Origin of the sequence: Streptococcus sp. IsoGale022 (assembly GCF_031142805.1) — a bacterium.
Lineage (GTDB): Bacteria > Bacillota > Bacilli > Lactobacillales > Streptococcaceae > Streptococcus > Streptococcus sanguinis_A.
This window is the reverse complement of record NZ_JAKZJI010000009.1, coordinates 63,976-87,797: the sequence shown is the minus strand read 5'-3', so window position 1 is coordinate 87,797 and position 23,822 is coordinate 63,976. Positions and strand designations below refer to the sequence as shown.

Here is a 23,822-nt window from a genome sequence, read left to right as displayed (position 1 = left end):
AGAAACTATGTATTACTTTATTCCTTCATGGAGTGGCAGTGGGGATCGGGTTTGGCACCGGGATATTATCCCTTGGTACCGCTCCATGCAGCGACTGGAGTTTGATGATACCATTCATCAGATTCGGATTTTTCAAAGTGAAAATCTGCCAGTCCAGCTGCTTTTACCAGCCTATATGCCGCATGCCCGCTACCTCTTGCATCGGCAGGATATTTTTGAGACGGACTATTACTCGGTCTTTGATGAGATACAGGGAATCCAGTCTAAAGAAATGCAGGTGTTGCAAATCAAGGATCTGGACTGGGAGCCAGACTGCGAGTTTGTCTATACGCCCTTTCTAATCATGGTCCGCAGGCAGGGACAGCTCTATGCCCATGTCGAGTTTGGAGTAGAAGGCTTTATCAGCTTTATCAAGTTTTTCAAGGATGACCAGCTGGAGAAGTTGTATATCTTTGATGATCGGGGCTTTGTTTCCAGTATCACCTATTATGAAGAGGGACAGCCCCTTTATCAGGACTACCTGCAGCCGGATGGTGACTGGCGGATTCGTGAGCATCTGAAGCCTGACGACGGTCGGGTAGAGGTCAATCCTGCTTACTTACTGGACTTTGATAAGCTGGAGTATGACCGCATGCCGGACTTAATCTTGGAGAAATTAGGCCACTATATCGAGCGCAATGCAGGAGAGGACAGCCGGTTTGTCCTAGCAACGCATCCCTTATACACTCAAGCCATTTTGCGCTTGTTGCCCAAGAATGTTCAAATCATTCTCAGCTTTTTCCACGAGCGCAATCATACAGTGGATTGGCCAGCTTTAGAAGCAGATTTGCAGCAGGCAGATTTAGTCTTGACTGATCGTATGGATTTCAAGAAGGCTATTCAGCGTTACCTGCCTGGACAGGCTCAGAAGGTGCATTACCTGTCGCCTTTTGATACTCGTCTGCAGCTGGGCAAGAGCCAGCGCCGTCGCGAATCCAAGATTTTTTATCAGATTAATCTGGAAGAAGGGCTTAATGACTATGCCATCTTCAAGGTTCTCCACTATGTTGCCAAGCATCCGGATACAGAGCTGACTATCGGTGTTTACAATGCCTGGCAGGAAGGAATCCAAAAGGTGGAGACCAAGGTGCAGGAGGTTATTGATGAATATCTGAATCAATATGAATTTGTCAAGAACTACCGCCGCAGTGAGCAGGCTGAGAATGCCTTGCTGGAAAATCAGGAGCAGGACCTCCGTTTCACCATTAAGAATATCACGGACGAGCTCAGCTTGATTCAGGAGCTGGATGATACACGATTAATCATTGACCTGAGTGAGCAGCCCAATCTCTATACGCAGATTGCTGGGATTTCTGCCGGGATTCCGCAGATCAATCTGGTGGGCTCGGACTATGTGACCCATCTGCAAAATGGTTATATCTTGGATTCTATCTCTGATCTTCCGACTGCTGCAGACTATTATTTGGAAGGTTTGAAAAATTGGAACCAGGCCTTGATTTATTCCATTGAAAAAATCCATCATAATACTGGTCTGGAGCTGATTGGCCGCTGGGAGCAGTGGCTCAAGGAGGCTGAGAATGCAAAATAAGCTGAAAATCTTACAGATTGGCTCTAGCGACTGGAGCAAAGAGTTTTCCATTCCAGACAATATGGCCTGGTATTATTTCTTTCCCAACTCCAATCTAGCCATCAAAAAAGTTATGGAGATGGATAAGATTGGCAAGTTTGATGCGATTCTGGTAGACGATTTGCGTCGGATCCCAGATTTGTTTATGATTGAGCCCAAGATTATCCCTTATACAGTTTTCTATGATCAGGAACAGGAAACCCAGGAAGCGGATATTGAGTACTTCCTTAAGCGTCACTGTGCTCAGCCAACGGATATGAGCGACCGAGCTGACCTAGTCCGCAAGCTGTCCAAGGCTCTCTTTTCCGGTCAGTATGGCGATAAGATGACACCGCTTGATATGGTGGTTAGCCCTGGATTTCGGGGCAAGATTTGTTACAATGGTTATGAAAATCTAGAGCTGGAAGGTGACTTTGGTCAGGACTTTCAGCCAATCCTGTCTTGGAAATACAATATTATTGCCAACAAGTTCAATCCAGTTGAACTCTGGCTTGAATATGAAAAATCAGGCAGCTGTGAGCTGCGGCTGCGCCTCTATAATATCCAGGAAGGCTCGACTGCAGACATCGCTCGCGAGATTATTTTCGCAGAAGAGGACATGCGGGAATCCATGGTTTTGGACAATGATTTTACTTCCTATCTGGGCGTCAGTCTGGAGGCTAGAGGAGAAGGGCGGATTCAGGTGGGGGCTCTGCATCAGCGCCTGACCCGCTACGAGTTTGGGAAGTATGTTCTGGGTGGGAAGATTTTTCGTGATAGCCACCGTCAGGAGATTAATTACTTCTTTTATCCAGGAGATTTGAAGCCACCTTTGGCTGTTTATTTCTCTGGTTACCGTCGGGCGGAAGGCTTCGAGGGCTTTGGGATGATGCGCAGTTTGGGCTGTCCTTTTCTCTTATTTTCAGATCCGCGCGTGGATGGCGGTATGTTTTATCTGGGCAGCCAAGAGCTGGAGAGCAGCATTCATAAGATTATCCAAGAGCATTTGGACTTTCTGGGCTTTACCGAGCGGGATCTAATCCTGTCGGGCATGTCAATGGGGACCTACGGTGCGGTTTATTACGGATCAGAGTTTCGTCCACGAGCTATTGTTTTGTCTAAACCCTTGGGAAATCTAGGCACTATTGCCCAACGCGGTCGTTTACGCCTGCCTGAGGTCTTTCCGACGGCTCTAGATGTCCTTCACCGTCACACGGGTGGCAAAGATCAGGAGCATGTAGAGGAGCTGAATCGCCGCTACTGGCGTAAGTTTGAGAAGGCTGATTTCAGTCGGACGACCTTTGGCATCGCCTATATGAAGGAAGAGGACTATGATCCAACGGCCTATGAGGATCTGGTGGCAGCTCTTCATCTGACTGAGGCCAAGCTGATTAGCAGAGGTGTCCCTGGACGCCATAATGATGACTTAGCTGTGTCTGTGTCTTGGTTTATGAATTACTATCGAATGATATTGGAAAAGGAATTTGGGAGAAAGAAATGAAGATTCAAAAAAGAAAGGGCATATACTGGGGAGAGCTGAGAGGGGTTTCGGCAGCTGGTAAAATGACTGACTTTACTTATCTCTATGGCACTACCCTTATTATTCATTCCCCTTCACATATATTTTTTGAAAATAAACTGATGGCCTCCGGCCAGACCATCCATGAATGGTCTTCCAAATGGAACTATCAGCGAGACCGGCAGGTGCCTGCTCTCCCCTTGCTCAAAAAGGGAGCTCGCTATTGCCTGTCTAGAGATATGACCACCTATCCTGAATCCAGCGTCTTTCTGAAAATCATCTTCTTTGACCGCTATGATAAAGAAATCAGCAATCAAGTAGAGCGCTCGGAGAGTATGATTTTTACCTACCCAAACGAAGCCTATAGCTATAAGGTTCAGCTGCTGAGTGCAGGAGTTGAGTCCTTAGAGTTTCATTGCTTAAACATTGACCAAATCATAGAGGAGTCTGATGATTAAAAATCATTTTCAAATTCAGCGCTTAAAGAAAATCTTAGCTAAAGTCAAGAGCTTTGAGTCAGAAATGGCTGGCCTGTCAGACGCTGATCTTCGAAAGAAAACACAGGAATTTAAAGAGAGATTGGCCTCAGGTGAGACTTTAGACGACTTGCTGCCGGAGGCTTATGCTGTGGTACGGGAAGCGGACAAGCGGGTGCTGGGTATGTTCCCCTACGATGTGCAGGTCATGGGAGCCGTTGTTCTTCATGAAGGCAATGTCGCTGAGATGGCTACGGGAGAGGGCAAGACTCTGACGGCTACCATGCCGCTCTATCTCAATGCCCTGTCTGGTCAAGGAGCTATGCTGGTGACCACCAATACCTATCTGGCTCTGCGGGATGCTCAGGAAATGGGGCAGGTCTATCGTTTTCTGGGGCTGACTATTGAGGCAGCGGTGGTAGCTGATGAGACTGAAAAGCTGACGCCCAAGCAGAAGCGGCTGGTTTACCAAGCGGATATTGTCTATACGACCAATAGTGCCTTGGGCTTTGACTATCTGATTGAAAATCTAGCTGAGAATAAGGATAACCAATATCTTAGTCCTTTCAACTATGTCATCATAGACGAGATTGACTCTATCCTCTTGGACAGCGCTCAGGTGCCTTTAGTCATCTCTGGTGCGCCTCGGGTTCAGTCAAACTTCTATGCTATCATGGATACCTTCATTACGACTTTGAAAGAAGATGAGGATTATCACTACGATGACGAGAAGAATGAAGTCTGGCTGACATCGAAAGGTATTCTGGCGGCGGAGTCTTTTCTTGACTTGGAGCATCTTTTCTCCAAGGAAAATCAAGAGTTGGTCCGCCACCTAAATCTAGCCTTGCGAGCCCACAAGCTCTACAAGAAGGACAAGGACTACGTTGTCCGACAGGGTGAGAAAGAAGCTGAAGTCGTACTTCTGGACCGCTCAACCGGCCGTCTGCTGGAAATGACCCGGCTTCAGGGAGGCCAGCACCAGGCTATTGAGGCCAAGGAGCATGTCAAGCTGACGGAGGAAACGCGGGCCATGGCATCCATTACCTATCAGAATCTCTTCCGCCTCTTCCGGAAAATCTCTGGTATGACTGGAACCGGCAAGGTGGTGGAGAGCGAGTTTATGGAGACTTACTCCATGTCTGTCATCAAGATCCCGACCAACCAGCCAGTTATACGCCAGGACTTGCCAGATCAGCTTTACCAGACCCTGCCAGAAAAAGTCTTTGCTTCATTGGACGAGGTCAAGCACTACCATGCTCAAGGCAATCCGCTCTTGATTTTTACCGGCTCAGTAGAGATGTCGGAGATTTACTCTTCCCTACTGCTGAGAGAAGGCATCGCTCACAACCTGCTCAATGCCAACAATGCGGCGCGTGAGGCACAAATCATCGCTGAGTCTGGGCAGAAAGGTGCGGTGACGGTGGCTACATCCATGGCCGGCCGCGGTACGGATATAAAGCTGGGACCAGGTGTCGCAGATTTGGGCGGTCTTGTGGTGATTGGTACTGAGCGGATGGAGAATCAGCGGATTGATCTACAGATTCGTGGCCGTTCAGGTCGTCAAGGTGATCCGGGGATTAGTAAGTTCTTCATCTCGCTAGAGGATGACCTGCTCAGGAAGTGGGGGCCAGACTGGCTCAAAAAGTTCTACAAGGACTACTCAACTGAAGAAGTTCAGCAGCATCCAGTCCAGCTGGGGCAGCGCCGCTTTAGACACTTAGTAGCCAAGGCACAGAGAGCCAGCGAGAGCAGTGCCAAGATGTCGCGCCGGATGACCCTGGAATATGCCCAGTGTATGAAGATTCAGCGGGAGATTACCTATGCTGAGCGCAATCGCCTGATTCAAGCTGAGGAGCGGATTGACGAAGAAATCGGCCGCGTCCTCAGTCAGGTCATTCATCAGGCAGCCTATGAGCGGTCCTATGGGACGCGGGCTGACCTCTATCGCTTTATCTTAGACCATTTCAGCTATCATGCTGAGCGTATTCCTTATGATTTCGATATTTATTCGCCGGAGAAAATTGCAGAGCTTTTGCAGGATATTGCCGAGCAGGAATTACAGGCAAAGAAAGCCTATCTCAAGTCTGACAAGCTCTTTACCCATTTTCAGCGGGTGTCCGTTCTCAAGGCTATTGATGAGAACTGGGTCGAGCAGGTGGACTATCTGCAGCAGCTCAAGGCAGCCCTGAGCGGTCAGCATTTCTCTATGAAAAATCCTCTGGTAGAATACTACCAAGAGGCTTACGATGGCTTTGAATATATGAAGGAGCGCATGAAGCAGCAGATTGTCAAGAATCTTTTGATGAGTGAATTGGCACTCAACCCTAAAGGAGAAGTCATCATGTACTTCCCGTAAGACGAGGAGAATATGACAGTATATAACATTAACTTAGGCATCGGCTGGGCCAGTAGCGGTGTGGAATACGCCCAAGCTTATCGAGCCCAGCTTCTGCGCAGGATCCAGCAGCCGGCTAAGTTTATCTTTATGGATATGATTTTAGCGGATAATATCCAGCATTTGACGGAAAATATCGGTTTTCTGGATGAGGAAGTTATCTGGCTTTATAATTACTTTACTGATATCAAGATTGCACCGACGACGGTGACGCTGGACCAGGTGCTGGCTCAAGTCGCAGGTCAGCCGGAGCGCTCTGAGAAGGAGGGCAAGATTGTCCGCTATTTCTACCCGCAGGATGATCAGTTTATCACTTGCTACCTGCGGCAGGAAGATCAGGACTTTGTCGAGCATGTAGAGTATGTCTCGCGGGGGAGATTGATTCGCAAGGATTATTTCTCCTATGTCCGTTATGCTAGTGAATACTTCGCGCCCCACAATGACGCAGCAACCCTCTACCAGCGCCGTTTCTACCATGAAGACGGCAGTGTGGCTTATGATATGCTGATAGAGGGTGGTCAGGAAGAGCTCTATCGCTTTCCAGATCGGATTTTCTATTCCAAGGCTGAGCTGGTCCGCTATTTTCTCCAGTGTTTGCAGCTGCAGGCAGATGATGTAGTTATCTTGGATAGGGAGACAGGGATTGGTCAGATTGTCTTTGAAGAGAGCCAGAAGGCTAAGCTGGGAGTAGTGGTCCATGCGGAGCATTTCAGTGAAAATGCCAGCAGTGACGACTACATTCTCTGGAACAATTTCTATGACTACCAGTTTACCAATGCTGACAAGGTGGACTTTTTCATCGTGGCAACAGAGGCTCAGAAAAGGATTCTAGAGAAGCAGTTCCAGCATTACTCGGACAAGCAGCCCAAGATTGTCACCATACCGGTGGGGAGTCTTGACCAGCTGACTTATCCCAAAGAGCCTCGCAAGCCTTTCTCTATGATTACGGCTTCGCGTCTCGCCACGGAAAAGCATATTGATTGGTTAGTGGCAGCGACTGTCCAAGCCCATGCCCAGCTGCCTGAGCTCACTCTGGATATTTATGGCAAGGGGGGCGAAGAAGAAAAGCTGCGCCGCAGGATTGAAGAAGCAGGTTCTCAGGACTACACTCGACTCAAAGGGCATGCAGATTTGAGTCAGATTTATGCAGACTATGAGCTTTATCTGACGGCTTCAACCAGCGAAGGCTTTGGTTTAACGCTCATGGAAGCAGTCGGATCGGGTCTGCCCCTCATCGGCTTTGATGTCCGCTATGGCAATCAGACTTTTATCGATGATGGTAAAAATGGCTATCTGCTGCCGGTCAGTTCCAATCAGGTCGAGGATCAGATTATTGCTGCTTTTGTGGAGAAAATAGTAGCTCTCTTTAGCCAAGGGCGCCAGCAAGAAATGAGCCAACACTCTTATCAAGTGGCCGAGAATTATTTGACCAGTCGGGTTGAAGCGGCTTGGTCCCAGCTTTTAAAGGAGGTCAGAGATGATTCAGCTCTTTGATTATTACAATCAGGAAACCCAGGATTTGCATGATTCCCTCCTTGCAGCTGGCTATGACTGTCCGACCATTGTCATTGAGGCCAATGGCTTTCTGCCGGACGACATGATCTCCCCCTATACTTACTTTCTGGGGGATGAAGAGGGAGTAGACCACCCGCTCTTTTTCAATCAAGTGCCAGTGCCGCCTTTCTGGGAAATCACAGGCGACCATCAGTCGGCGCGTGTCAGTGACATGGGAGAAGAAAGGGCACGGATTCACTATGCCAGTCAGGCCAAGGGCCGGCTGGTCAAGCAGGTGGATTGGCTTGATAAAAAAGGCCAGCTGCGACTGAGTGAGCGCTATAATAAGCAAGGCCGCTGCTTTGCAAAAACAGCCTATAAATCAGGTCAGGAAGCCTTCAACACGACCTACTACAGCACTGATGGCCAGGAGCGTATCGTGGAAAATCATGCCACCGGTGACATCATCCTGACTCTGGACCAAGAGCCCTTGCGAATTTTTAAAAGCCGAGTGGATTTTATCCGTTTCTTCTTGGAACGGCTAGACTTTGACTTGGATCACATTCTCTTTAATTCGCTGGCCTATTCTTTCCTAGTTTCTCACAGCTTGACGGGTCGAGCTGGACAGGACATTCTCTTTTGGCAGGAGCCCCTGTATGACGAGCTTCCGGGCAATATGCAGCTGATTCTGGGAAATAGCCAGCTGCGGGCGCAGACCATTGTCATTCCAGACTTGGCGACCTATGAAAAGGCCAAGAGTTTGGCTGCAGCTGACCAGCAGCAGAAGTTCCTGCATCTGGGTTATCATTATGACTTCAAGCGGGACAACTTCCTACGAAAAGATGCTTTAATCCTGACCCACTCGGATCAGATTGAAGGCTTAGAAACCTTGGTTCAGACCTTGCCGCAGATAGTTTTTCGCATTGCAGCTCTCACGGAAATGTCGCCCAAGCTCTTGTCTATGCTGTCCTATAAGAATGTCGTCCTTTATCAAAATGCCAGTCTCAAGCAAATTGAGCAGCTCTACTTGGGATCAGACATCTATCTGGATATCAATCACGGAGGTCAGGTCCTGCAGGCAGTGCGCAAGGCTTTTGAGAACAATCTCTTGATTCTAGGCTTTGAGCAGACCCTGCATGACAGACACTACATTGCCCGAGAGCATATTTTCGATAGCAGCCAGCCAGCTCAACTGGCATCAACTTTGGAAGAAGCCTTATCTGGTGTCGAGCAGATGCGGTCAGCCTTGCAAGCACAAGGCCGACATGCTAACGATGTGCCCGTCAGTCTTTATCAGGAGACTCTCCAAAGCGTACTAGGAGGTCAGCATGGATAAAAAAGATTTATTTCATAAGGATATTGAGGGGCGGTTAGATGAGCTCAAGCATGGCAAGCCCAAGAAAGAAAAGGCCAGCTTAGGTGAAAATCTCAACAAGGCCTTTGTCATCGCCTTGGGCTTGATGATCTTGATTGGTTTGATTTTTACATTGATTGGAGCCTTGAGGAAATAAAATGCAAACAATATTGATTACACTTACCATTGTAGCAGCTCTTGTCTTGATTTTGCTGGTTGGTCTTCTTCCCAGAGAGAGCCAGAAATTTTTCAGAGATAGCACTACATCAATCGGCAAGTCAGGTTACTGGGAAACTCACTTCGCAAAGAAAATCCTAGTTCTTTTGGCAAGCCTTGCCCTGATTGTGCTTATGATTTTCTTTATGGTTCAGTCTCTTTAGTATCTGTTTAGGAAGCTAGTCAGACGACTGCTAAAAAAGAAAGGCCCTCTATTGCAGACAATGGAGGGAATTTTTATAAGCAGATTTTATATGTAAAGGTTTTAATTTCTGAAAGCACCTTGATATTTTTCTGAAAAGGAGTAAACTGGATATACAAGTGATGGAGGTTTGGTATGAAATTATACGTTCAGTTGATGATTATTTTTATGATTTCTCTCGTTGGAGAAGGGATTTCAAGTGTTTTCCACCTGCCTATTCCGGGCAGTATCATTGGCCTGGTCTTGCTGTTTTTGGCTCTGCAGTTCAAGCTCCTGCGCCTGCGTCATATCAGTATGGTTGGCAATTTTCTTTTGGCAAATATGACCATTCTTTTTCTGCCTCCTGCGGTTGGTATCATGGATAAATTTCAGGTCATTGCACCTTATCTGCTGCCGATTATTTTGATTGTTTTAGGAGCGATTGTGCTCAATGTTTGCGTGATTGCAGTTGTGGTGCAGCTGATTAAGACTCGTTTTGAAGGAGATTATGAGGAAGGAGACGCCAGCAATGTCTGATTTATGGAGCAACCCTCTCTTTGGCCTTGCCTTGTCTATCTTGGCCTATCTGTTCGGTCTATTGATTTTTCGGAGATTTCCTCATCCTTTGACAACACCTTTGCTGATTGCAGCAGTTTTGGTTATTGCTTTCTTAAAATTAACCGGTATTTCCTACAAGGATTACTATGTCGGCGGCTCCTATTTAAACAACCTAATTGTGCCATCTACGGTTGCTTTGGGGATTCCGCTTTACAAGACTTTTCATTTGATGAAGCACCATGCACGCAGTATTTTGATTGGGACCTTTGCGGCGGTTGTAGTCAATACTAGCTTTACTGCTCTGTTGGCTAAGTTTTTCGGCATGGATTTCTTTCTGGCTGTATCTCTTTTTCCGAAATCTGTCACAACGGCCATGGCTGTCGGTATTACAGACAAGCTGCAAGGGCTTGCTACAGTGACATTAGTGGTGGTGGTTGCGACGGGAATTCTGACCAGTGTCTTGGGGCCAACGCTTCTTAAGCTCTTAAGAATCACAGATCCAGTAGCTATCGGTCTAGCTTTAGGGGGAACCGGCCATGCAGTAGGAACGGGAACTGCCTTTAAATACGGCCAGGTCGCAGGAGCTATGGCAGGACTTGCGATTGGCGTGACTGGACTCATGTACGTACTGGTCAGCCCCATCGTGGCAGCCATTATTCTGAAGTAAAAATAAACGAGGTTGAAACGTTTTGTTTCAACCTTGTTTTGTTTATTGGAGATTTAGTTTGTTTTTTACAATGACATAGATTGTAAAATAGAAACCAAAAATTTTGACCAGTTCAAAGACGATTCGGATAATAAGAAAGACATCTAGCATCTGTTCAAAGTCCATAGTGGAGTAACTATAATTGTATAAACCAAATAGTCCATATGGGTCAAAGGAATTAGGTAAGAAGATTGACAGGATCGCCAGAACACTCCAAATCAAAAATCCGAAAAGCACAGCCATCATAATCCGATTCTTCTTAAATAGCTGTCCGACTGAGATTGCTAGATAAAAGAAGAGGATACCAGAAAGGATTTGAAGGAGATTAAGAAAGCCGTATTTGACAATCCAAAGCCACAGATTTGGGATTTCGCCAATATATTTAAAAAACTCATTAAATGAATAGCCTGTAATAGGGAGGGCAATGCCAAAAATGACAAGGCCGCTAATAAACATGATCAGCATACACAAGAGGGTCCAAACAAAGGCGGAAAGAAGTTTAGACAGAAGAATCTGGTGCGGCGTAACCGGCAAGGTCCAGGTCAGGTAGCCCTCTCGCCCAAAGACATTTTTATAAAACCGACGGATAATAATGATGGTATTGGACAAAAAGACAGCGCAGGATGCAGAAAAAAGCAAGAGGAAGAGTAGGTATAAAGTGACAATAACACCACTAGTAGCCATTGGGTAGTCACTATAGCGTTCCATGACCTCCGGTCTCAAGCTGCTGCCAGTTATGAATCCCATCAAGATAGATAGAGTGAGAAGAATGGCAAAGGTGATACAATACCATTTGTAATTAGACTTAAAGTCGTATTTAAACAGTTTTCCAAACATATAATGAAGACCTCCTAATAAAAGCGAAACTGGCTGCGGAAGAGATTATCAATGGATTGATTGTACTGTTGACGCAGCTGATTAGCATTTTCATGCAAAAAGATCTGACCTTGGTTAATCAGGATTACTTCATCCAAGATTGGCTCAATATCCGCAATCAAGTGGGTGGAAATGATGACAGAAGACTGAGGCGTGCGATTTTGGATAATGGTCTGCAGGATATAGTCACGAGCAGCCGGATCCACACCACCGATAGGCTCGTCTAGGATATAGAGTTCCGCATGGCGGCTCATGACCAAAATGAGCTGCATTTTTTCCTTGTTACCTTTTGAAAGGCTTCCGATGCGCACTTGAGGATCGATATGAAGATCCTTTAGAAGCTGCATGGCTTTCGCGCTGTCAAAATTATCATAAAAATCTTGGAAATATTTTACAGCTTCGATTACTTTAGAGCTGTCGCTTAGATAAGTCGTATCTGGCAGATAGGAAACGATTCTTTTCGTATCAGGAGAAGGTTTAACTCCTTTTAGATAGATATGACCAGAGGTGGGCTGCAAGAGACCATTGATAAGCTTAATAATAGTTGTCTTGCCGCTGCCATTAGGACCTAGAAGTCCGATGATTCTGCCAGGCTGGATGTTTAAGCTCACATCATAGAGGGCGGGTGCGTCGCCATAATTTTTATGGACATGGTCAAGATAGACCAGAGGATACTGATTCATACATGTCTCCTTTACTTTGTTAAATTTATCATTATTATACCTTTTCCTTTAAAAAATGGCAAAGAAAGTCAGAAAAGGCGACCGGAATATTTATTTCTAGTCAACTCTTATTTCCCTCATTCAGTGAATTGCGGTATAATAGTTATAAGAAGAAGCAAAGCATGTTCAAGGAGAAAAATGTGGTGATACAACTTGATACCAAGACTGTTTACAGTTTTATGGATAGCTTGATCCCGATAAAGAAATATGTGCAGAAAGCCAAGGGGTTAGGATACAGTCATCTGGGCATGATGGATGTGGACAATCTCTATGGGGCTTATCATTTCTTAGAGGAAGCCGAATCTGCGGGACTACAGCCGCTTTTAGGCTTGGAGCTGAGTCTGATCAAGGCAGAGCAGGAGCTTCATCTCCGTCTGCTGGCCTTAGACAGTCAGGGCTACCGCAATCTGATGAAAGTCTCGACTCTCAAGATGATGGGACAAAAGAATTTGGAGGATTTCCAGCATCTCTTTAAGGGATTGGCTGTGATTGTTCCTGCTTTTGACGGAGTAGCAGATCTGGATTTGGGTTTGGATTTTTATGTTGGAGTTTTTCCAGCAACGCCCCAGCAGGAGTTTGGTCGGCCAACCCTGCCCCTGCATACCGTCCGATATTTTGACACAGGAGATTTGGAGACCTTGCAGATGCTCCGGGCTATTCGAGAAAATGCCAGCCTGCGGGAGATTGGCAGCCTCCCCAATCATGAGTTTCTAATGACTCCAGCTGCTCTGGCAGCAGCTTTTAAGGAAACTTTCCCAGAGAGTCTGGCTAATCTTGAGAAGCTAGTCCGTGATGTTCACTATGATATCAATAGGGAGCTGAAACTGCCCCGCTTTAATCGGGAACGTCCTGCCGTAGAAGAACTTCGGGAGCGCTCAGAAGCTGGCTTAAAAAAACGCGGTTTAACAGGTAAACTTTATCAGGAACGACTGGACCAGGAGCTGGATGTCATTCATCAGATGAGCTTTGATGATTACTTTCTTATCGTCTGGGATTTGCTGCGCTTTGGTCGCAGTCAGGGCTATTATATGGGCATGGGCCGAGGATCTGCTGTCGGCAGTCTAGTGGCCTATGCTTTGGAGATTACTGGGATTGACCCAGTCAAGAATAACCTGCTTTTTGAGCGCTTTCTAAATCTAGAGCGCTATACCATGCCCGATATCGATATCGATATTCCTGATGTTTACCGGCCGGAATTTATCCGTTATGTTCGCGACCGCTATGGCAGCATGCATGCAGCTCAGATTGTGACCTACTCGACCTTTGGAGCCAAGCAGGCCGTTCGTGATGTCTTCAAGCGCTTCGGTCTGCCAGAGTATGAGCTGACCAATATTACCAAGAAAATCCTCTTTGGCGATAGTCTGACCTCTGCTTATGAGAAAAATATGGCCTTTCGTCAGATTATCAATAGTAAGCTGGAATATCAAAAGGCCTTTGATATTGCTAAAAAAATCGAAGGCAACCCCCGTCAGACCTCTATCCACGCAGCCGGCGTTGTGATGAGTGACAATGACCTGACAGACCAGATACCGCTCAAATACGGTGAGGACATGTATATCACCCAATATGATGCCCACGGTGTGGAAAGCAACGGTCTGCTCAAGATGGACTTTCTGGGCTTGCGTAATCTGACCTTTGTCCAGCGGATGAAGGAAGCAACCCTGGAAAAATATAAGGTAGATATTGAGATTGCAGAGATTGACTTGGAGGATGCAGAAACTCTGAAACTCTTTGCAGCCGGCCAGACCAAGGGGATTTTCCAGTTTGAGCAGCCGGGTGCAATCAGCCTGCTCAAGCGGGTTCAGCCAGTTCGCTTTGAGGAAGTAGTGGCTACAACCTCTCTCAATCGTCCTGGGGCTAGCGATTATATCGACAATTTTGTCAAGAGAAAGCATGGAATGGAGCAAGTGGAGTTGATTGATGACAGTTTGGCTGATATTCTAGCTCCGACTTACGGTATCATGCTCTACCAAGAGCAGGTCATGCAGGTGGCCCAGCGCTTTGGTGGCTTTAGTTTGGGGAAAGCTGACATTTTGCGGCGGGCCATGGGTAAGAAAAGTGCTGCTGAAATGCACCGCATGCAGGAGGACTTTGTTGCAGGTGCTCTCAAGCTAGGTCACTCGGAAACTAAAGCCAAGGAAGTCTTTGCTATTATGGAGAAGTTTGCTGGCTATGGCTTTAATCGCAGCCACGCCTATGCCTACTCAGCTCTGGCCTTCCAGTTGGCTTATTTCAAGGCTCACTATCCAGATGTTTTCTTTGATGTCATGCTCAATTATTCAAGTAGTGACTATATCACCGATGCCCTGAGTTTTGACTTTGAAACAGCACCCCTCAGTATCAACAATATTCCCTACCATGATAAGTTTCAGGATAAGAAGATTTTTTTGGGCCTGAAAAATATCAAAGGCCTGCCTAGGGATTTGGCTTACTGGATTATCGAAGAGCGACAAAATGCCGCCTTTACTGGGGTGGAAGACTTTATTCTGCGCCTGCCTCAGAATTACCATAAAATTCCGCTGCTGACTCCTCTAATCCAGCTGGGGCTCTTTGACAGTTTTGAGAAAAATCGCCAAAAAATTCTAGCCAATCTGCCTAATCTGTTTGTATTTGCAGATGAGTTGGGCAGTCTCTTTGCCGATACGACTTATTCTTGGACAGAGGCTCAGGATTTTAGCGATGCTGAAAAGTTTGAGCTGGAACAGAGCATAATCGGTGTGGGGCTTAGCGATCACCCCTTGGTTAAACTGGCCAAAGAATCGGACCAGCCCTTTAGCTGGATTAGTGAGCTGACGGAAAATAGCAGAGCTAGGATTTTAGCTGAAGTCCAGACTATTAAGACTATCCGGACTAAAAAGGGCGAGAATATGGCCTTCTTGCAGGTTTCAGATACGAAGAAAAAACTGGATGTTACCCTCTTTCCTGATACTTATAGACAGCTGGGTGAACGCATTAAGGAGAAGGGGATTTACTACTTGAGCGGCAAGGTGCAGGAGCGGGATGGTCGTTTACAGTTGGTCTTGTCAAATATAGAAGAAGCTACTACAGAACGCTTCTGGATAAAACTTGCGAGCCATGAGCATGATCGGGAAATATCTCATGTTTTGCAGAAATACCCCGGCAATATTCCGGTTGTCCTGCACTATGAAGATGAGAAGCGAACCATATCTGCACCTCATTTCCGAGTGAAGAAATCAGAGCAGCTGCAAGAGGAATTGAAGAATTATACTATGAAAACGATTTTTCGTTAAAAAATATGGAAAATAAGAGAATTTTCATGATGATTGTGGTATAATCTATAAGAATGTTAAAAAGAAAAAGGAGCAAAAAGCGAAATGAAACGTATTGCTGTTTTGACTAGTGGTGGTGATGCCCCTGGAATGAATGCTGCCATCCGTGCAGTTGTTCGTAAAGCAATTTCCGAAGGAATGGAAGTCTACGGGATTTATGATGGTTACGCTGGAATGGTTGCTGGCGAGATTTACCCACTTGATGCGACATCAGTTGGTGACATTATTTCTCGCGGTGGAACCTTCCTTCACTCTGCTCGTTATCCTGAATTTGCCCAAGTTGAAGGGCAGCTGAAAGGGATTGAGCAGCTTAAAAAACATGGAATTGAAGGTGTCGTTGTTATCGGTGGTGATGGATCTTACCACGGTGCTATGCGCTTGACAGAGCATGGTTTCCCAGCTGTCGGTGTTCCAGGAACCATTGACAATGATATCGTCGGAACAGACTTCACTATCGGTTTTGATACAGCTGTTACTACAGCTATGGATGCGATTGACAAGATTCGGGATACCTCATCCAGTCACCGCCGTACTTTCGTTATCGAAGTAATGGGACGTAATGCTGGTGATATTGCTCTCTGGGCAGGTATTGCATCTGGTGCGGACGAAATCATCGTTCCTGAAGAAGGTTTCAAGATCGAAGAAGTTGTTGAAAGCATTAAGAGTGGCTATGCCAAGGGTAAGAAGCACAACATCATCGTCTTGGCTGAGGGTGTCATGTCAGCGGATGAATTTGCTGAAAAGCTGAAAGAAGCTGGAGATATGAGCGATTTGCGTGTCACAGAGCTCGGACATATCCAGCGTGGAGGCTCACCGACTGCGCGTGACCGTGTTCTTGCATCTCGTATGGGAGCACATGCTGTTAAACTGCTTAAAGAAGGTATCGGCGGAGTTGCTGTTGGAATCCGCAATGAGCAGATGGTTGAAAGCCCAATCCTGGGAACTGCTGAAGAAGGAGCACTCTTTAGCTTAACTGCTGAAGGAAAGATTGTCGTCAATAATCCGCATAAGGCTGATCTGGACTTGGCTGATTTGAACCGCAGCATCAATATTTAATTATTATTTGTTATTCAGGCCAAGAGGCCAAATAGAAGAAGGAGTTTCATACAATCATGAATAAACGTGTAAAAATCGTTGCAACATTAGGTCCTGCGGTAGAAATCCGCGGTGGTAAAAAATTCGGTGATGACGGATATTGGGGAGAAAAGCTGGATGTTGAAGCATCAGCTCAAAACATTGCTAAGCTGATTGAAGCTGGCGCAAATACATTCCGTTTCAACTTCTCACACGGTGACCATGCTGAGCAAGGAGAGCGCATGGCAACTGTTAAGCGTGCAGAAGAAATTGCCGGCCAAAAAGTTGGTTTCCTTCTTGATACAAAAGGACCAGAAATTCGTACAGAATTGTTTGAAGGCGATGCAAAAGAGTATTCATACAAGACTGGTGAAAAAATCCGTGTTGCTACTAAGCAAGGTATCAAATCTACTCGTGAAGTCATTGCTTTGAACGTTGCTGGTGGATTGGACATCTACGATGATGTTGAAGTAGGCCGTCAAGTATTGGTTGATGATGGTAAACTTGGTCTTCGTGTTGTCGCTAAAGACGATGCTACTCGTGAATTTGAAGTAGAAGTTGAAAACGACGGCATCATTGCTAAGCAAAAAGGTGTGAACATTCCTAACACTAAGATTCCTTTCCCAGCACTTGCTGAGCGTGACAATGACGATATCCGCTTTGGTCTTGAGCAAGGAATCAACTTCATCGCAATTTCATTTGTACGTACTGCAAAAGACGTCAACGAAGTTCGTGCAATCTGTGAAGAAACTGGTAATGGCCATGTTCAATTGTTCGCGAAAATCGAAAACCAACAAGGTATCGATAATTTGGACGAAATCATTGAAGCTGCTGACGGTATCATGATTGCCCGTGGTGATATGGGTATCGAAGTACCATTCGAAATGGTTCCAGTTTACCAAAAGATGATCATCACAAAGGTAAATGCAGCTGGTAAAGTGGTTATCACAGCAACTAATATGCTTGAAACCATGACAGAAAAACCACGTGCAACTCGTTCAGAAGTATCAGACGTATTTAACGCTGTTATCGACGGAACTGATGCAACTATGCTTTCAGGCGAGTCTGCAAATGGTAAATACCCACTTGAGTCAGTAACAACAATGGCTACTATCGATAAGAATGCTCAAACCCTTCTTAACGAATATGGCCGTTTGACAACTGATAACTTTGAGCGTAACTCTAAGACTGAAGTTATGGCTTCAGCAGTTAAAGATGCTACAAACTCAATGGATATCAAGTTGGTAGTTACCCTTACTAAGACTGGTCACACAGCTCGCTTGATTTCTAAATACCGTCCAAATGCTGATATCTTGGCTATCACTTTCGACGAATTGACTCAACGCGGTCTTATGCTGAACTGGGGTGTAATTCCAGTGACTACAAACAGGCCATCTAACACAGATGATATGTTTGACATCGCTGAAAAGATTGCGGTTGAGCAAGGCTTGGTTGAATCTGGTGATGATATCGTTATCGTTGCTGGTGTGCCGCTTGGTGAAGCAGTTCGTACCAACACAATGCGTATCCGTACAGTACGTTAATAATAATTTAAAAACCTTGCTATATCAACGCTTTATCGTTGTCAGCAAGGTTTTTATTTGTTATAAGGGGCAAGCAAGGGGCAAAGAAATTATTTTCAGTCATTGGCGATTTTGTCTAAAAATGATATAATGGTATAAAAGAGATGGGAGAGACAGATGTTAAAGAGAGATTTATTAAGAAATGTCATTATTTTTTCAGTTCTAGCAGCTATCATTATAGGGTTGAGAGTTTTTATTTATACGCCTTATCGGGTGACTGAACAAGACAGCAATGCTTATGTGGCAAAGAATGACTTGGTCTTGGCGACGAGAAAGCAAGACATCAAGCGTGGAGACTTTGTTCTCTATGAAGTGGACGGCAAAGACTATGTCGGCCGGGTCATTGCCCAGGAAAAAGATCAGGTAACCTATATGGATGACCTCCTTTACCTGAACGGTCAGGTCATGTCGGAAGAATACATTGAGAAAATGCGCGAGAAATATTTGGCTTCAGCAGGAAGTTCGGGTTACTACACTCATGATTTCTCTATTATGGATTTAAAAGACTCAAAGTCTGATAAAATTACTAAAGATTCTTATCTGATTCTTAATGACCGACGTGAAAATACCAAGGACAGCCGAGAATTTGGACTCATAAAAGCTAGTCAAATCAAGGGAGTGGTGGAGTTCCGACTCTCACCTCTTAATGAATTTGGTTTTATTAAGAATAAATAAATTGAAGTCTATTTTCAACCAAGGCAGGGCAAGCCTTGGTTTTTTTCTTTGAAAATCAACTTTCAAGTTCCAAGTAAACATAAAGATACTTGTCCTGATGTGGTATACTAATATCAAAAGACCGTTAAAGGAGAATGCTCTTGAAGTCAAGAAAGAAGAAATTATTATTTTTTGCTATACTGGCTCTAAGTTTTTTGACAGCATGCAGCAGTATAGTAAATAGAGATGGTGAAAAAATATGGATGTCAGATACTGAAATGTCGGAGCTTCGTAAGAAAGAGGAAAAGATTGCACTTTATATCATTAATCATTATGAAGATGTTCAAAAAATTGAATTTGATGAATTTTCCAAGGGAAATTTATGGAAAGGGGATTCCGTTAGTCTCATTGTAAATGATACCAGTTATATCCCACATGTTTCTTTGGACTCAAAAGATGAAAACTATAATATAAATGATAACTCTCACGCTGATTCGACAGAATTGACTTTTCGTCTGAAAAAGAAAGAGAAGGTCACAAATTTTAAAGATGCGGGTGAGACGGATGTTATTTACTCTGGACAAAATGTTTGGCTGACGACTGAGGAAAAAGTAAAGGTGCGCAACCAGGAAGAGGGGCTGGCTTTATTTTTACTGAATCACTATGAAAATGTTGAAAAAATTGAATTTACAAAGATTTCAAGAAAGCCTTTTGGACAGGCAAGAGAAGCTACGTTAGTTGTTAATGATAAGATAAAGATTTATTCCTACCTAGATGATAGCTATGACAACTATCATTTGTCTTATAATCCTGAAAAAGACGGCCTGAAAGCTAAAGAGAATCAAACAAATTTGCAAAGTCTAGATAGCATTACTGTTATCTATTATACGGGGAAATGAATGATGTGTTGCAAAGAAAAAGCCAGACTGACTTAATTATCAGACTGTTTTTTTCGTGTTTCTTGATGAAAGATGTTTTGCCATACTTCGTGGCGACGCCAGAGGCTGGTATGGATAACACCGTCCATTTCATAGCGGATGAGCTTGGTTTTCTGGCTGACAGAGAGGAGTTCAAAGTTTTTGATAGGTGTTTTTGAGGCTCTTTCTGCCTGAAATTCAGACTTGTTTAGCTGTCGGCCATCTTGGGAAATATAGAGAAATTCGGCGGACAGAAGCGTATCCAGTTGGCTGCCTTGCTCTACGAGCTGCTCACGCATGAGTAGGTTTGGATAAAGATTTTCCAATCTCTCATCTTCAGGAATGGGAGCGGGCTCGATATGAATGTCAATGTCAAAGACCCCAAAGCGCTTCATCAACATATCCTCAACCTGGTCCGCAATCTCATGACTCTCATAGACAGAAAGGTCTGGATTCATTTCAAGAATAATATCTAGATAGATATTACTGCCATAGGTCCTACCCCGCTGGGACTTAACCTGAGTGATTTTAGGAATTTCCAGGATAGCTTGCTTATAGTCTTGGAGTAGGCTCTCATCAAATCCGTCGGACAGGCTGAAGGATGATTCCATAAAGATATCATAGGCCGTCTTGAGAATGAAGAAGGTAATGACAATGGCTGCCAGCTTATCAACGATTGGGAAATTAAAGGCGCTGGCAATGATAGCAACTGAAGTGCCGATAGAAGTGACAGCGTCTGACAAGTTGTCCTTGGCTGCAGCATCCAGAGCCTTGGAATGAGCTTTTTTAGCTAGCTTTTTATTGTAAAAATAAACACCCAACATAATGATTGCCGAGATGATTCCGACCACGGCACCAACAGGGTCAATCTTGGTTTCTTGGTTGGAGATGATCTTCTGAATGGTTTCTATCAAGACATCAAAACCAACGAAAAACATGATAAAAGATGTGATGAGACTGGCCAGATCTTCTATCTTCCAGTGGCCGAAGCGATGGTCACGGTCGGCTGGTTTTCTGGCCATACGCAGGCCGATTAGAACGGCGATATTAGCCACGATATCAGAGACGTTGTTGAAGCCGTCGGCCGTCAGACTGGAGGACTGGAGGGTCGAGCCAGCGATGATTTTGACCGCGGAGAGAATCAGATAGGTAGCGATGGAAAGGATGGCTCCTCTCTCCGCTAGCTTCAGATTGTTACTAGGATTTTTCATGACAGCCTTTCTTTCTAAGTGGGGCAGCAGAACGGAAAAGAGACTTGCGAAGAAATGTCATCTCTGGACAGATGTTCTAAGTCTCATATGGGCTTATTATAGCAAAAATAGAGCTAATTTTCAATTTGCGTCGGGCGTAGGGTTGCTAAAATGACTTGCTAAAAATCTAATCTAAAATCAGAAATTCCTCTTCTTTCTGGTTTAGCTTCATCAGGATTTTTGTTATAATAGTAGCATTGACTTTGAAAGAGGAAGAAACATGCATCCTTTATTAAACGGTATGAATGACCGTCAGGCTGAGGCGGTTCAGACAACAGAAGGTCCTTTGCTGATTATGGCGGGGGCTGGTTCGGGCAAGACCCGTGTCCTGACCCACCGTATCGCCTATTTGATTGATGAGAAGATGGTCAATCCTTGGAATATCCTTGCCATTACCTTTACCAATAAGGCGGCGCGGGAGATGAGAGAACGGGCTGAAAAACTTAAAACGGAGGCTCAAGAATGCTTAATCGCTACCTTCCACTCTATGTGTGTGCGTATTCTGCGGCGAGAAGCAGATCATATTGGCTACAACCGCAACTTCACCATCGTTGATCCGGGTGAGCAGCGGACTCTGATGAAACGGATTCTCAAAAATCTCAATCTAGATCCTAAAAAGTGGAATGAGCGCGCCATTCTAGGTACTATTTCCAATGCCAAGAATGATCTGATTGACGAGGTGGCCTATGCGAATCTAGCTGGTGATATGTATACAGAGATTGTGGCCAAGTGCTACACAGCCTATCAAAAGGAATTACGCCAGTCTGAGGCCATGGACTTTGACGATTTGATTATGCTGACTTTGCGGCTTTTTGACCAGAATCCAGATGTCCTGACCTATTACCAGCAACGTTACCAATATATCCATGTAGACGAGTATCAGGACACCAACCATGCCCAGTACCAGCTGGTCAAGCTCTTGGCTTCGCGCTTTAAGAATATCTGCGTGGTCGGAGACGCTGACCAGTCTATCTATGGCTGGCGGGGAGCCGATATGCAGAATATCCTGGACTTTGAAAAGGATTATCCTGAAGCTAAGGTAGTCTTGCTTGAGGAAAACTATCGCTCGACTAAGACCATCCTTCAGGCAGCTAATGAGGTCATCCGAAACAACCGCAACCGCCGTCCTAAAAATCTCTGGACTCAAAACGAAGACGGTGAGGAAATTGTCTACTATCGGGCTAATGATGAGCAGGACGAAGCTCTCTTTGTCGCTCGAACTATTGATCAGTTGAGCCGAGAAGGCTACAGCCATAAGGATTTTGCAGTTCTTTACCGGACCAATGCCCAGTCCCGGACGGTGGAGGAAGCTCTGCTCAAGTCCAATATTCCCTATACCATGGTCGGTGGAACCAAGTTCTACAGCCGCAAGGAAATCCGGGATGTTATTTCTTATCTCAATCTCATCGCCAATCCTAGCGACAATATCAGCTATGAGCGCGTGGTCAATGAGCCCAAGCGGGGTGTTGGACCTGGTACTGTTGATAAGATTCGAAATTTTGCGTCCAGTCAGGAAATCTCTTTACTGGATGCATCGGCCAATATCCTGCTGTCACCGGTCAAGGGCAAGGCGGCTCAGGCGGTCTATGATTTTGCCAATATGCTTCTCGATTTGCGGGAGCGCCTGGATGATTATACAGTGACTGAGCTAGTAGAAGCCGTATTGGAAAAGACAGGTTATGCTGCAGCCTTGGCAGCCCAGGCAACCTTGGAAAGCCAAGCGCGAATTGAAAATATCGAAGAATTTCTGTCTGTAACCAAGAACTTTGATGAAAGTCCAGACAATCCTACTGATGAGTCTGGTCTTGATAAGCTCAGCCGTTTTCTTAATGACTTAGCCTTGATTGCAGACACAGATGACGGAGATACGGAGAGTTCTGAAGTGACTCTGATGACCCTCCACGCAGCCAAGGGATTGGAATTTCCAGTCGTCTTTCTGGTTGGTATGGAGGAAAATGTCTTCCCTCTGAGCCGGGCATCTGAAGATGAGGATGAGCTAGAAGAAGAGCGGCGTCTGGCCTACGTCGGCATCACTCGAGCAGAGAAGATTCTCTATCTGACTAATGCCAATTCTCGGATGCTTTATGGTAAAACTAACTATAATCATCCTACTCGCTTTTTGAGAGAAATCAGCTCAGACTTGCTTGACTATCAGGGACTGGCTCGACCAGCAAACAGCTCCTTTAAGGTCAGTTATACCAATAGCGATACTAGCAAATTTGGTCAGGGCATGAGTCTAGCACAGGCTCTACAAGAGCGGAAGCGTCAGGCGGCTCCTAGTTCGATTTCTACAGGCAGTCTGCCTTTTGGAAAGAGCAGTCAGAGCCAGCCATCTAAGCCAGAAGTTGCTTGGGCTATCGGAGATATTGCCCACCATAAGAAATGGGGCGATGGGACAGTTCTGGCAGTCTCTGGCAGCGGAAATAATCAAGAGCTTAAGATCAATTTCCCAGAAGTCGGTCTGAAGAAAGTGTTGGCCAGCATAGCGCCAATTGAGAAAAAATCATGATAAGACAGTCGATTGAAGCCTGGATCTATCATCCAGAGGAGCGAGAAATCTTGCTCTTGAAAGTGGAAGCTGAGAAAGTTTCCTTTTGGCAACCCATTACTGGTGGGATTGAGAGCGGCGAGAGTCCAGAAGAAGCCTGTCTCCGAGAAATAAAAGAAGAGACCGGCTTGCTCTTAGCTTGTTCAAGTCTGACGGGTCTTGGAGATTTTATGGTAAAGATTGATGAAAATCTGTCCATCCACAAAAATCTCTTTCTAGTTCTGACAGAACAGAAGGAAATCCAGATTTCAGATGAGCATGTAGGAGCTCAGTGGGTAGCTTTAGACAAAGTTTCGTCGCAGTTGTACTGGCCCAGCAATCAGGCGACTTTTGAGATTATATCTGAGAAGCTATAAGATATAGCTTCTCTTTATTTCTTTTGATAAGGAAATTCTATTAGTCA

Annotated in this window: 20 protein-coding genes; 17 read left to right on the top strand and 3 right to left on the bottom strand. The window is 45.2% G+C overall.

Translation table 11 applies throughout. The annotated features are described in order from the left end of the window. Positions 1 to 7 precede the first annotated feature (7 nt). From asp1 to RG608_RS06290, 10 genes are all read left to right on the top strand, one after another. Positions 8 to 1,588: an accessory Sec system protein Asp1 gene (gene asp1, locus RG608_RS06335; RefSeq protein ID WP_268686483.1), complete on the top strand. Its 1,581-nt coding sequence runs from the start codon at positions 8 to 10 to the stop codon at positions 1,586 to 1,588. Continuing rightward, positions 1,578 to 3,107, top strand: coding sequence for an accessory Sec system protein Asp2 (asp2, locus tag RG608_RS06330; protein ID WP_268686484.1), 1,530 nt, complete (start codon positions 1,578 to 1,580; stop codon positions 3,105 to 3,107). Before asp1 ends, asp2 begins: the two co-directional genes overlap by 11 nt. Next, the gene (gene asp3, locus RG608_RS06325) at positions 3,104 to 3,583 is read left to right on the top strand and encodes an accessory Sec system protein Asp3 (RefSeq protein ID WP_168956175.1); all 480 of its coding nucleotides are present in this window, start codon (positions 3,104 to 3,106) and stop codon (positions 3,581 to 3,583) included. The genes asp2 and asp3 overlap by 4 nt, the downstream gene beginning before the upstream one ends. Continuing rightward, a complete protein-coding gene (gene secA2, locus RG608_RS06320; RefSeq protein WP_308946719.1) occupies positions 3,576 to 5,957 on the top strand; it encodes an accessory Sec system translocase SecA2 in 2,382 nt (793 codons plus the stop codon). The genes asp3 and secA2 overlap by 8 nt, the downstream gene beginning before the upstream one ends. Before the next feature lie 12 nt (positions 5,958 to 5,969). Then, positions 5,970 to 7,490 (top strand): accessory Sec system glycosyltransferase GtfA, encoded by a 1,521-nt coding sequence (gtfA, locus tag RG608_RS06315; RefSeq protein ID WP_308946718.1) that lies wholly within the window; start codon positions 5,970 to 5,972, stop codon positions 7,488 to 7,490. After that, positions 7,474 to 8,826: an accessory Sec system glycosylation chaperone GtfB gene (gene gtfB / locus RG608_RS06310; RefSeq protein ID WP_308946717.1), complete on the top strand. Its 1,353-nt coding sequence runs from the start codon at positions 7,474 to 7,476 to the stop codon at positions 8,824 to 8,826. The genes gtfA and gtfB overlap by 17 nt, the downstream gene beginning before the upstream one ends. Then, a complete protein-coding gene (gene asp4, locus RG608_RS06305) occupies positions 8,819 to 9,001 on the top strand; it encodes an accessory secretory system protein Asp4 (protein WP_308946716.1) in 183 nt (60 codons plus the stop codon). The genes gtfB and asp4 overlap by 8 nt, the downstream gene beginning before the upstream one ends. A 1-nt stretch (position 9,002) precedes the next feature. After that, the gene (locus tag RG608_RS06300) at positions 9,003 to 9,224 is read left to right on the top strand and encodes an accessory secretory protein Asp5 (RefSeq protein WP_308946715.1); all 222 of its coding nucleotides are present in this window, start codon (positions 9,003 to 9,005) and stop codon (positions 9,222 to 9,224) included. Between the two features lie 173 nt (positions 9,225 to 9,397). After that, positions 9,398 to 9,778 (top strand): CidA/LrgA family protein, encoded by a 381-nt coding sequence (locus tag RG608_RS06295; RefSeq protein WP_002929967.1) that lies wholly within the window; start codon positions 9,398 to 9,400, stop codon positions 9,776 to 9,778. Next, positions 9,771 to 10,466, top strand: coding sequence for an LrgB family protein (locus RG608_RS06290; RefSeq protein WP_308946714.1), 696 nt, complete (start codon positions 9,771 to 9,773; stop codon positions 10,464 to 10,466). Before RG608_RS06295 ends, RG608_RS06290 begins: the two co-directional genes overlap by 8 nt. Before the next feature lie 42 nt (positions 10,467 to 10,508). On the opposite strand, the gene RG608_RS06285 is transcribed toward RG608_RS06290, so the two are convergent. Both RG608_RS06285 and RG608_RS06280 read right to left on the bottom strand, forming a co-directional pair. Further along, a complete protein-coding gene (locus RG608_RS06285; RefSeq protein WP_308946713.1) occupies positions 10,509 to 11,342 on the bottom strand; it encodes a lantibiotic ABC transporter permease in 834 nt (277 codons plus the stop codon). Positions 11,343 to 11,356: 14 nt separating this feature from the next. Continuing rightward, complete coding sequence (locus RG608_RS06280) at positions 11,357 to 12,064, bottom strand: ABC transporter ATP-binding protein (protein WP_295505688.1); 708 nt, start codon at positions 12,062 to 12,064, stop codon at positions 11,357 to 11,359. Between the two features lie 179 nt (positions 12,065 to 12,243). On the opposite strand from RG608_RS06280, the gene RG608_RS06275 reads away from it, so the two are divergent. From RG608_RS06275 to RG608_RS06255, 5 genes are all read left to right on the top strand, one after another. After that, positions 12,244 to 15,354: a DNA polymerase III subunit alpha gene (locus RG608_RS06275; protein ID WP_308946712.1), complete on the top strand. Its 3,111-nt coding sequence runs from the start codon at positions 12,244 to 12,246 to the stop codon at positions 15,352 to 15,354. Positions 15,355 to 15,438: 84 nt separating this feature from the next. Next, positions 15,439 to 16,449: a 6-phosphofructokinase gene (gene pfkA / locus RG608_RS06270; protein ID WP_002906871.1), complete on the top strand. Its 1,011-nt coding sequence runs from the start codon at positions 15,439 to 15,441 to the stop codon at positions 16,447 to 16,449. Between the two features lie 56 nt (positions 16,450 to 16,505). Further along, on the top strand, positions 16,506 to 18,011 hold the full coding sequence (gene pyk / locus RG608_RS06265) for a pyruvate kinase (RefSeq protein ID WP_268686493.1): 1,506 nt from the start codon (positions 16,506 to 16,508) through the stop codon (positions 18,009 to 18,011). A gap of 156 nt (positions 18,012 to 18,167) precedes the next feature. Next, positions 18,168 to 18,725 (top strand): signal peptidase I, encoded by a 558-nt coding sequence (lepB, locus tag RG608_RS06260; RefSeq protein WP_125331455.1) that lies wholly within the window; start codon positions 18,168 to 18,170, stop codon positions 18,723 to 18,725. A gap of 140 nt (positions 18,726 to 18,865) precedes the next feature. Further along, positions 18,866 to 19,603 (top strand): hydrolase, encoded by a 738-nt coding sequence (locus RG608_RS06255; protein WP_268686494.1) that lies wholly within the window; start codon positions 18,866 to 18,868, stop codon positions 19,601 to 19,603. Between the two features lie 32 nt (positions 19,604 to 19,635). Here RG608_RS06255 and RG608_RS06250 read toward each other — a convergent pair whose 3' ends face one another. Beyond that, positions 19,636 to 20,832: a cation diffusion facilitator family transporter gene (locus tag RG608_RS06250; protein ID WP_268686495.1), complete on the bottom strand. Its 1,197-nt coding sequence runs from the start codon at positions 20,830 to 20,832 to the stop codon at positions 19,636 to 19,638. Between the two features lie 259 nt (positions 20,833 to 21,091). Here RG608_RS06250 and pcrA point away from each other — a divergent pair, with 259 nt between their 5' ends. Together pcrA and RG608_RS06240 are read left to right on the top strand one after the other, a co-directional pair. After that, entirely contained in the window at positions 21,092 to 23,380 is a 2,289-nt protein-coding gene (gene pcrA / locus RG608_RS06245) for a DNA helicase PcrA (RefSeq protein ID WP_268686496.1), read from the top strand. Beyond that, complete coding sequence (locus RG608_RS06240) at positions 23,377 to 23,775, top strand: NUDIX pyrophosphatase (RefSeq protein WP_268686497.1); 399 nt, start codon at positions 23,377 to 23,379, stop codon at positions 23,773 to 23,775. The genes pcrA and RG608_RS06240 overlap by 4 nt, the downstream gene beginning before the upstream one ends. The last annotated feature ends 47 nt before the right edge of the window (positions 23,776 to 23,822 follow it).

Bases quoted from the DNA above. Each gene is read 5' to 3' on its own strand.
- asp1 (WP_268686483.1), top strand. From the start codon at position 8: ATGTATTACTTTATTCCTTCATGGAGTGGCAGTGGGGATCGGGTTTGG.
- asp2 (WP_268686484.1), top strand. From the start codon at position 1,578: ATGCAAAATAAGCTGAAAATCTTACAGATTGGCTCTAGCGACTGGAGC.
- asp3 (WP_168956175.1), top strand. From the start codon at position 3,104: ATGAAGATTCAAAAAAGAAAGGGCATATACTGGGGAGAGCTGAGAGGG.
- secA2 (WP_308946719.1), top strand. From the start codon at position 3,576: ATGATTAAAAATCATTTTCAAATTCAGCGCTTAAAGAAAATCTTAGCT.
- gtfA (WP_308946718.1), top strand. From the start codon at position 5,970: ATGACAGTATATAACATTAACTTAGGCATCGGCTGGGCCAGTAGCGGT.
- gtfB (WP_308946717.1), top strand. From the start codon at position 7,474: ATGATTCAGCTCTTTGATTATTACAATCAGGAAACCCAGGATTTGCAT.
- asp4 (WP_308946716.1), top strand. From the start codon at position 8,819: ATGGATAAAAAAGATTTATTTCATAAGGATATTGAGGGGCGGTTAGAT.
- RG608_RS06300 (WP_308946715.1), top strand. From the start codon at position 9,003: ATGCAAACAATATTGATTACACTTACCATTGTAGCAGCTCTTGTCTTG.
- RG608_RS06295 (WP_002929967.1), top strand. From the start codon at position 9,398: ATGAAATTATACGTTCAGTTGATGATTATTTTTATGATTTCTCTCGTT.
- RG608_RS06290 (WP_308946714.1), top strand. From the start codon at position 9,771: ATGTCTGATTTATGGAGCAACCCTCTCTTTGGCCTTGCCTTGTCTATC.
- RG608_RS06285 (WP_308946713.1), bottom strand. From the start codon at position 11,342: ATGTTTGGAAAACTGTTTAAATACGACTTTAAGTCTAATTACAAATGG.
- RG608_RS06280 (WP_295505688.1), bottom strand. From the start codon at position 12,064: ATGAATCAGTATCCTCTGGTCTATCTTGACCATGTCCATAAAAATTAT.
- pfkA (WP_002906871.1), top strand. From the start codon at position 15,439: ATGAAACGTATTGCTGTTTTGACTAGTGGTGGTGATGCCCCTGGAATG.
- pyk (WP_268686493.1), top strand. From the start codon at position 16,506: ATGAATAAACGTGTAAAAATCGTTGCAACATTAGGTCCTGCGGTAGAA.
- lepB (WP_125331455.1), top strand. From the start codon at position 18,168: ATGTTAAAGAGAGATTTATTAAGAAATGTCATTATTTTTTCAGTTCTA.
- RG608_RS06250 (WP_268686495.1), bottom strand. From the start codon at position 20,832: ATGAAAAATCCTAGTAACAATCTGAAGCTAGCGGAGAGAGGAGCCATC.
- pcrA (WP_268686496.1), top strand. From the start codon at position 21,092: ATGCATCCTTTATTAAACGGTATGAATGACCGTCAGGCTGAGGCGGTT.
- RG608_RS06240 (WP_268686497.1), top strand. From the start codon at position 23,377: ATGATAAGACAGTCGATTGAAGCCTGGATCTATCATCCAGAGGAGCGA.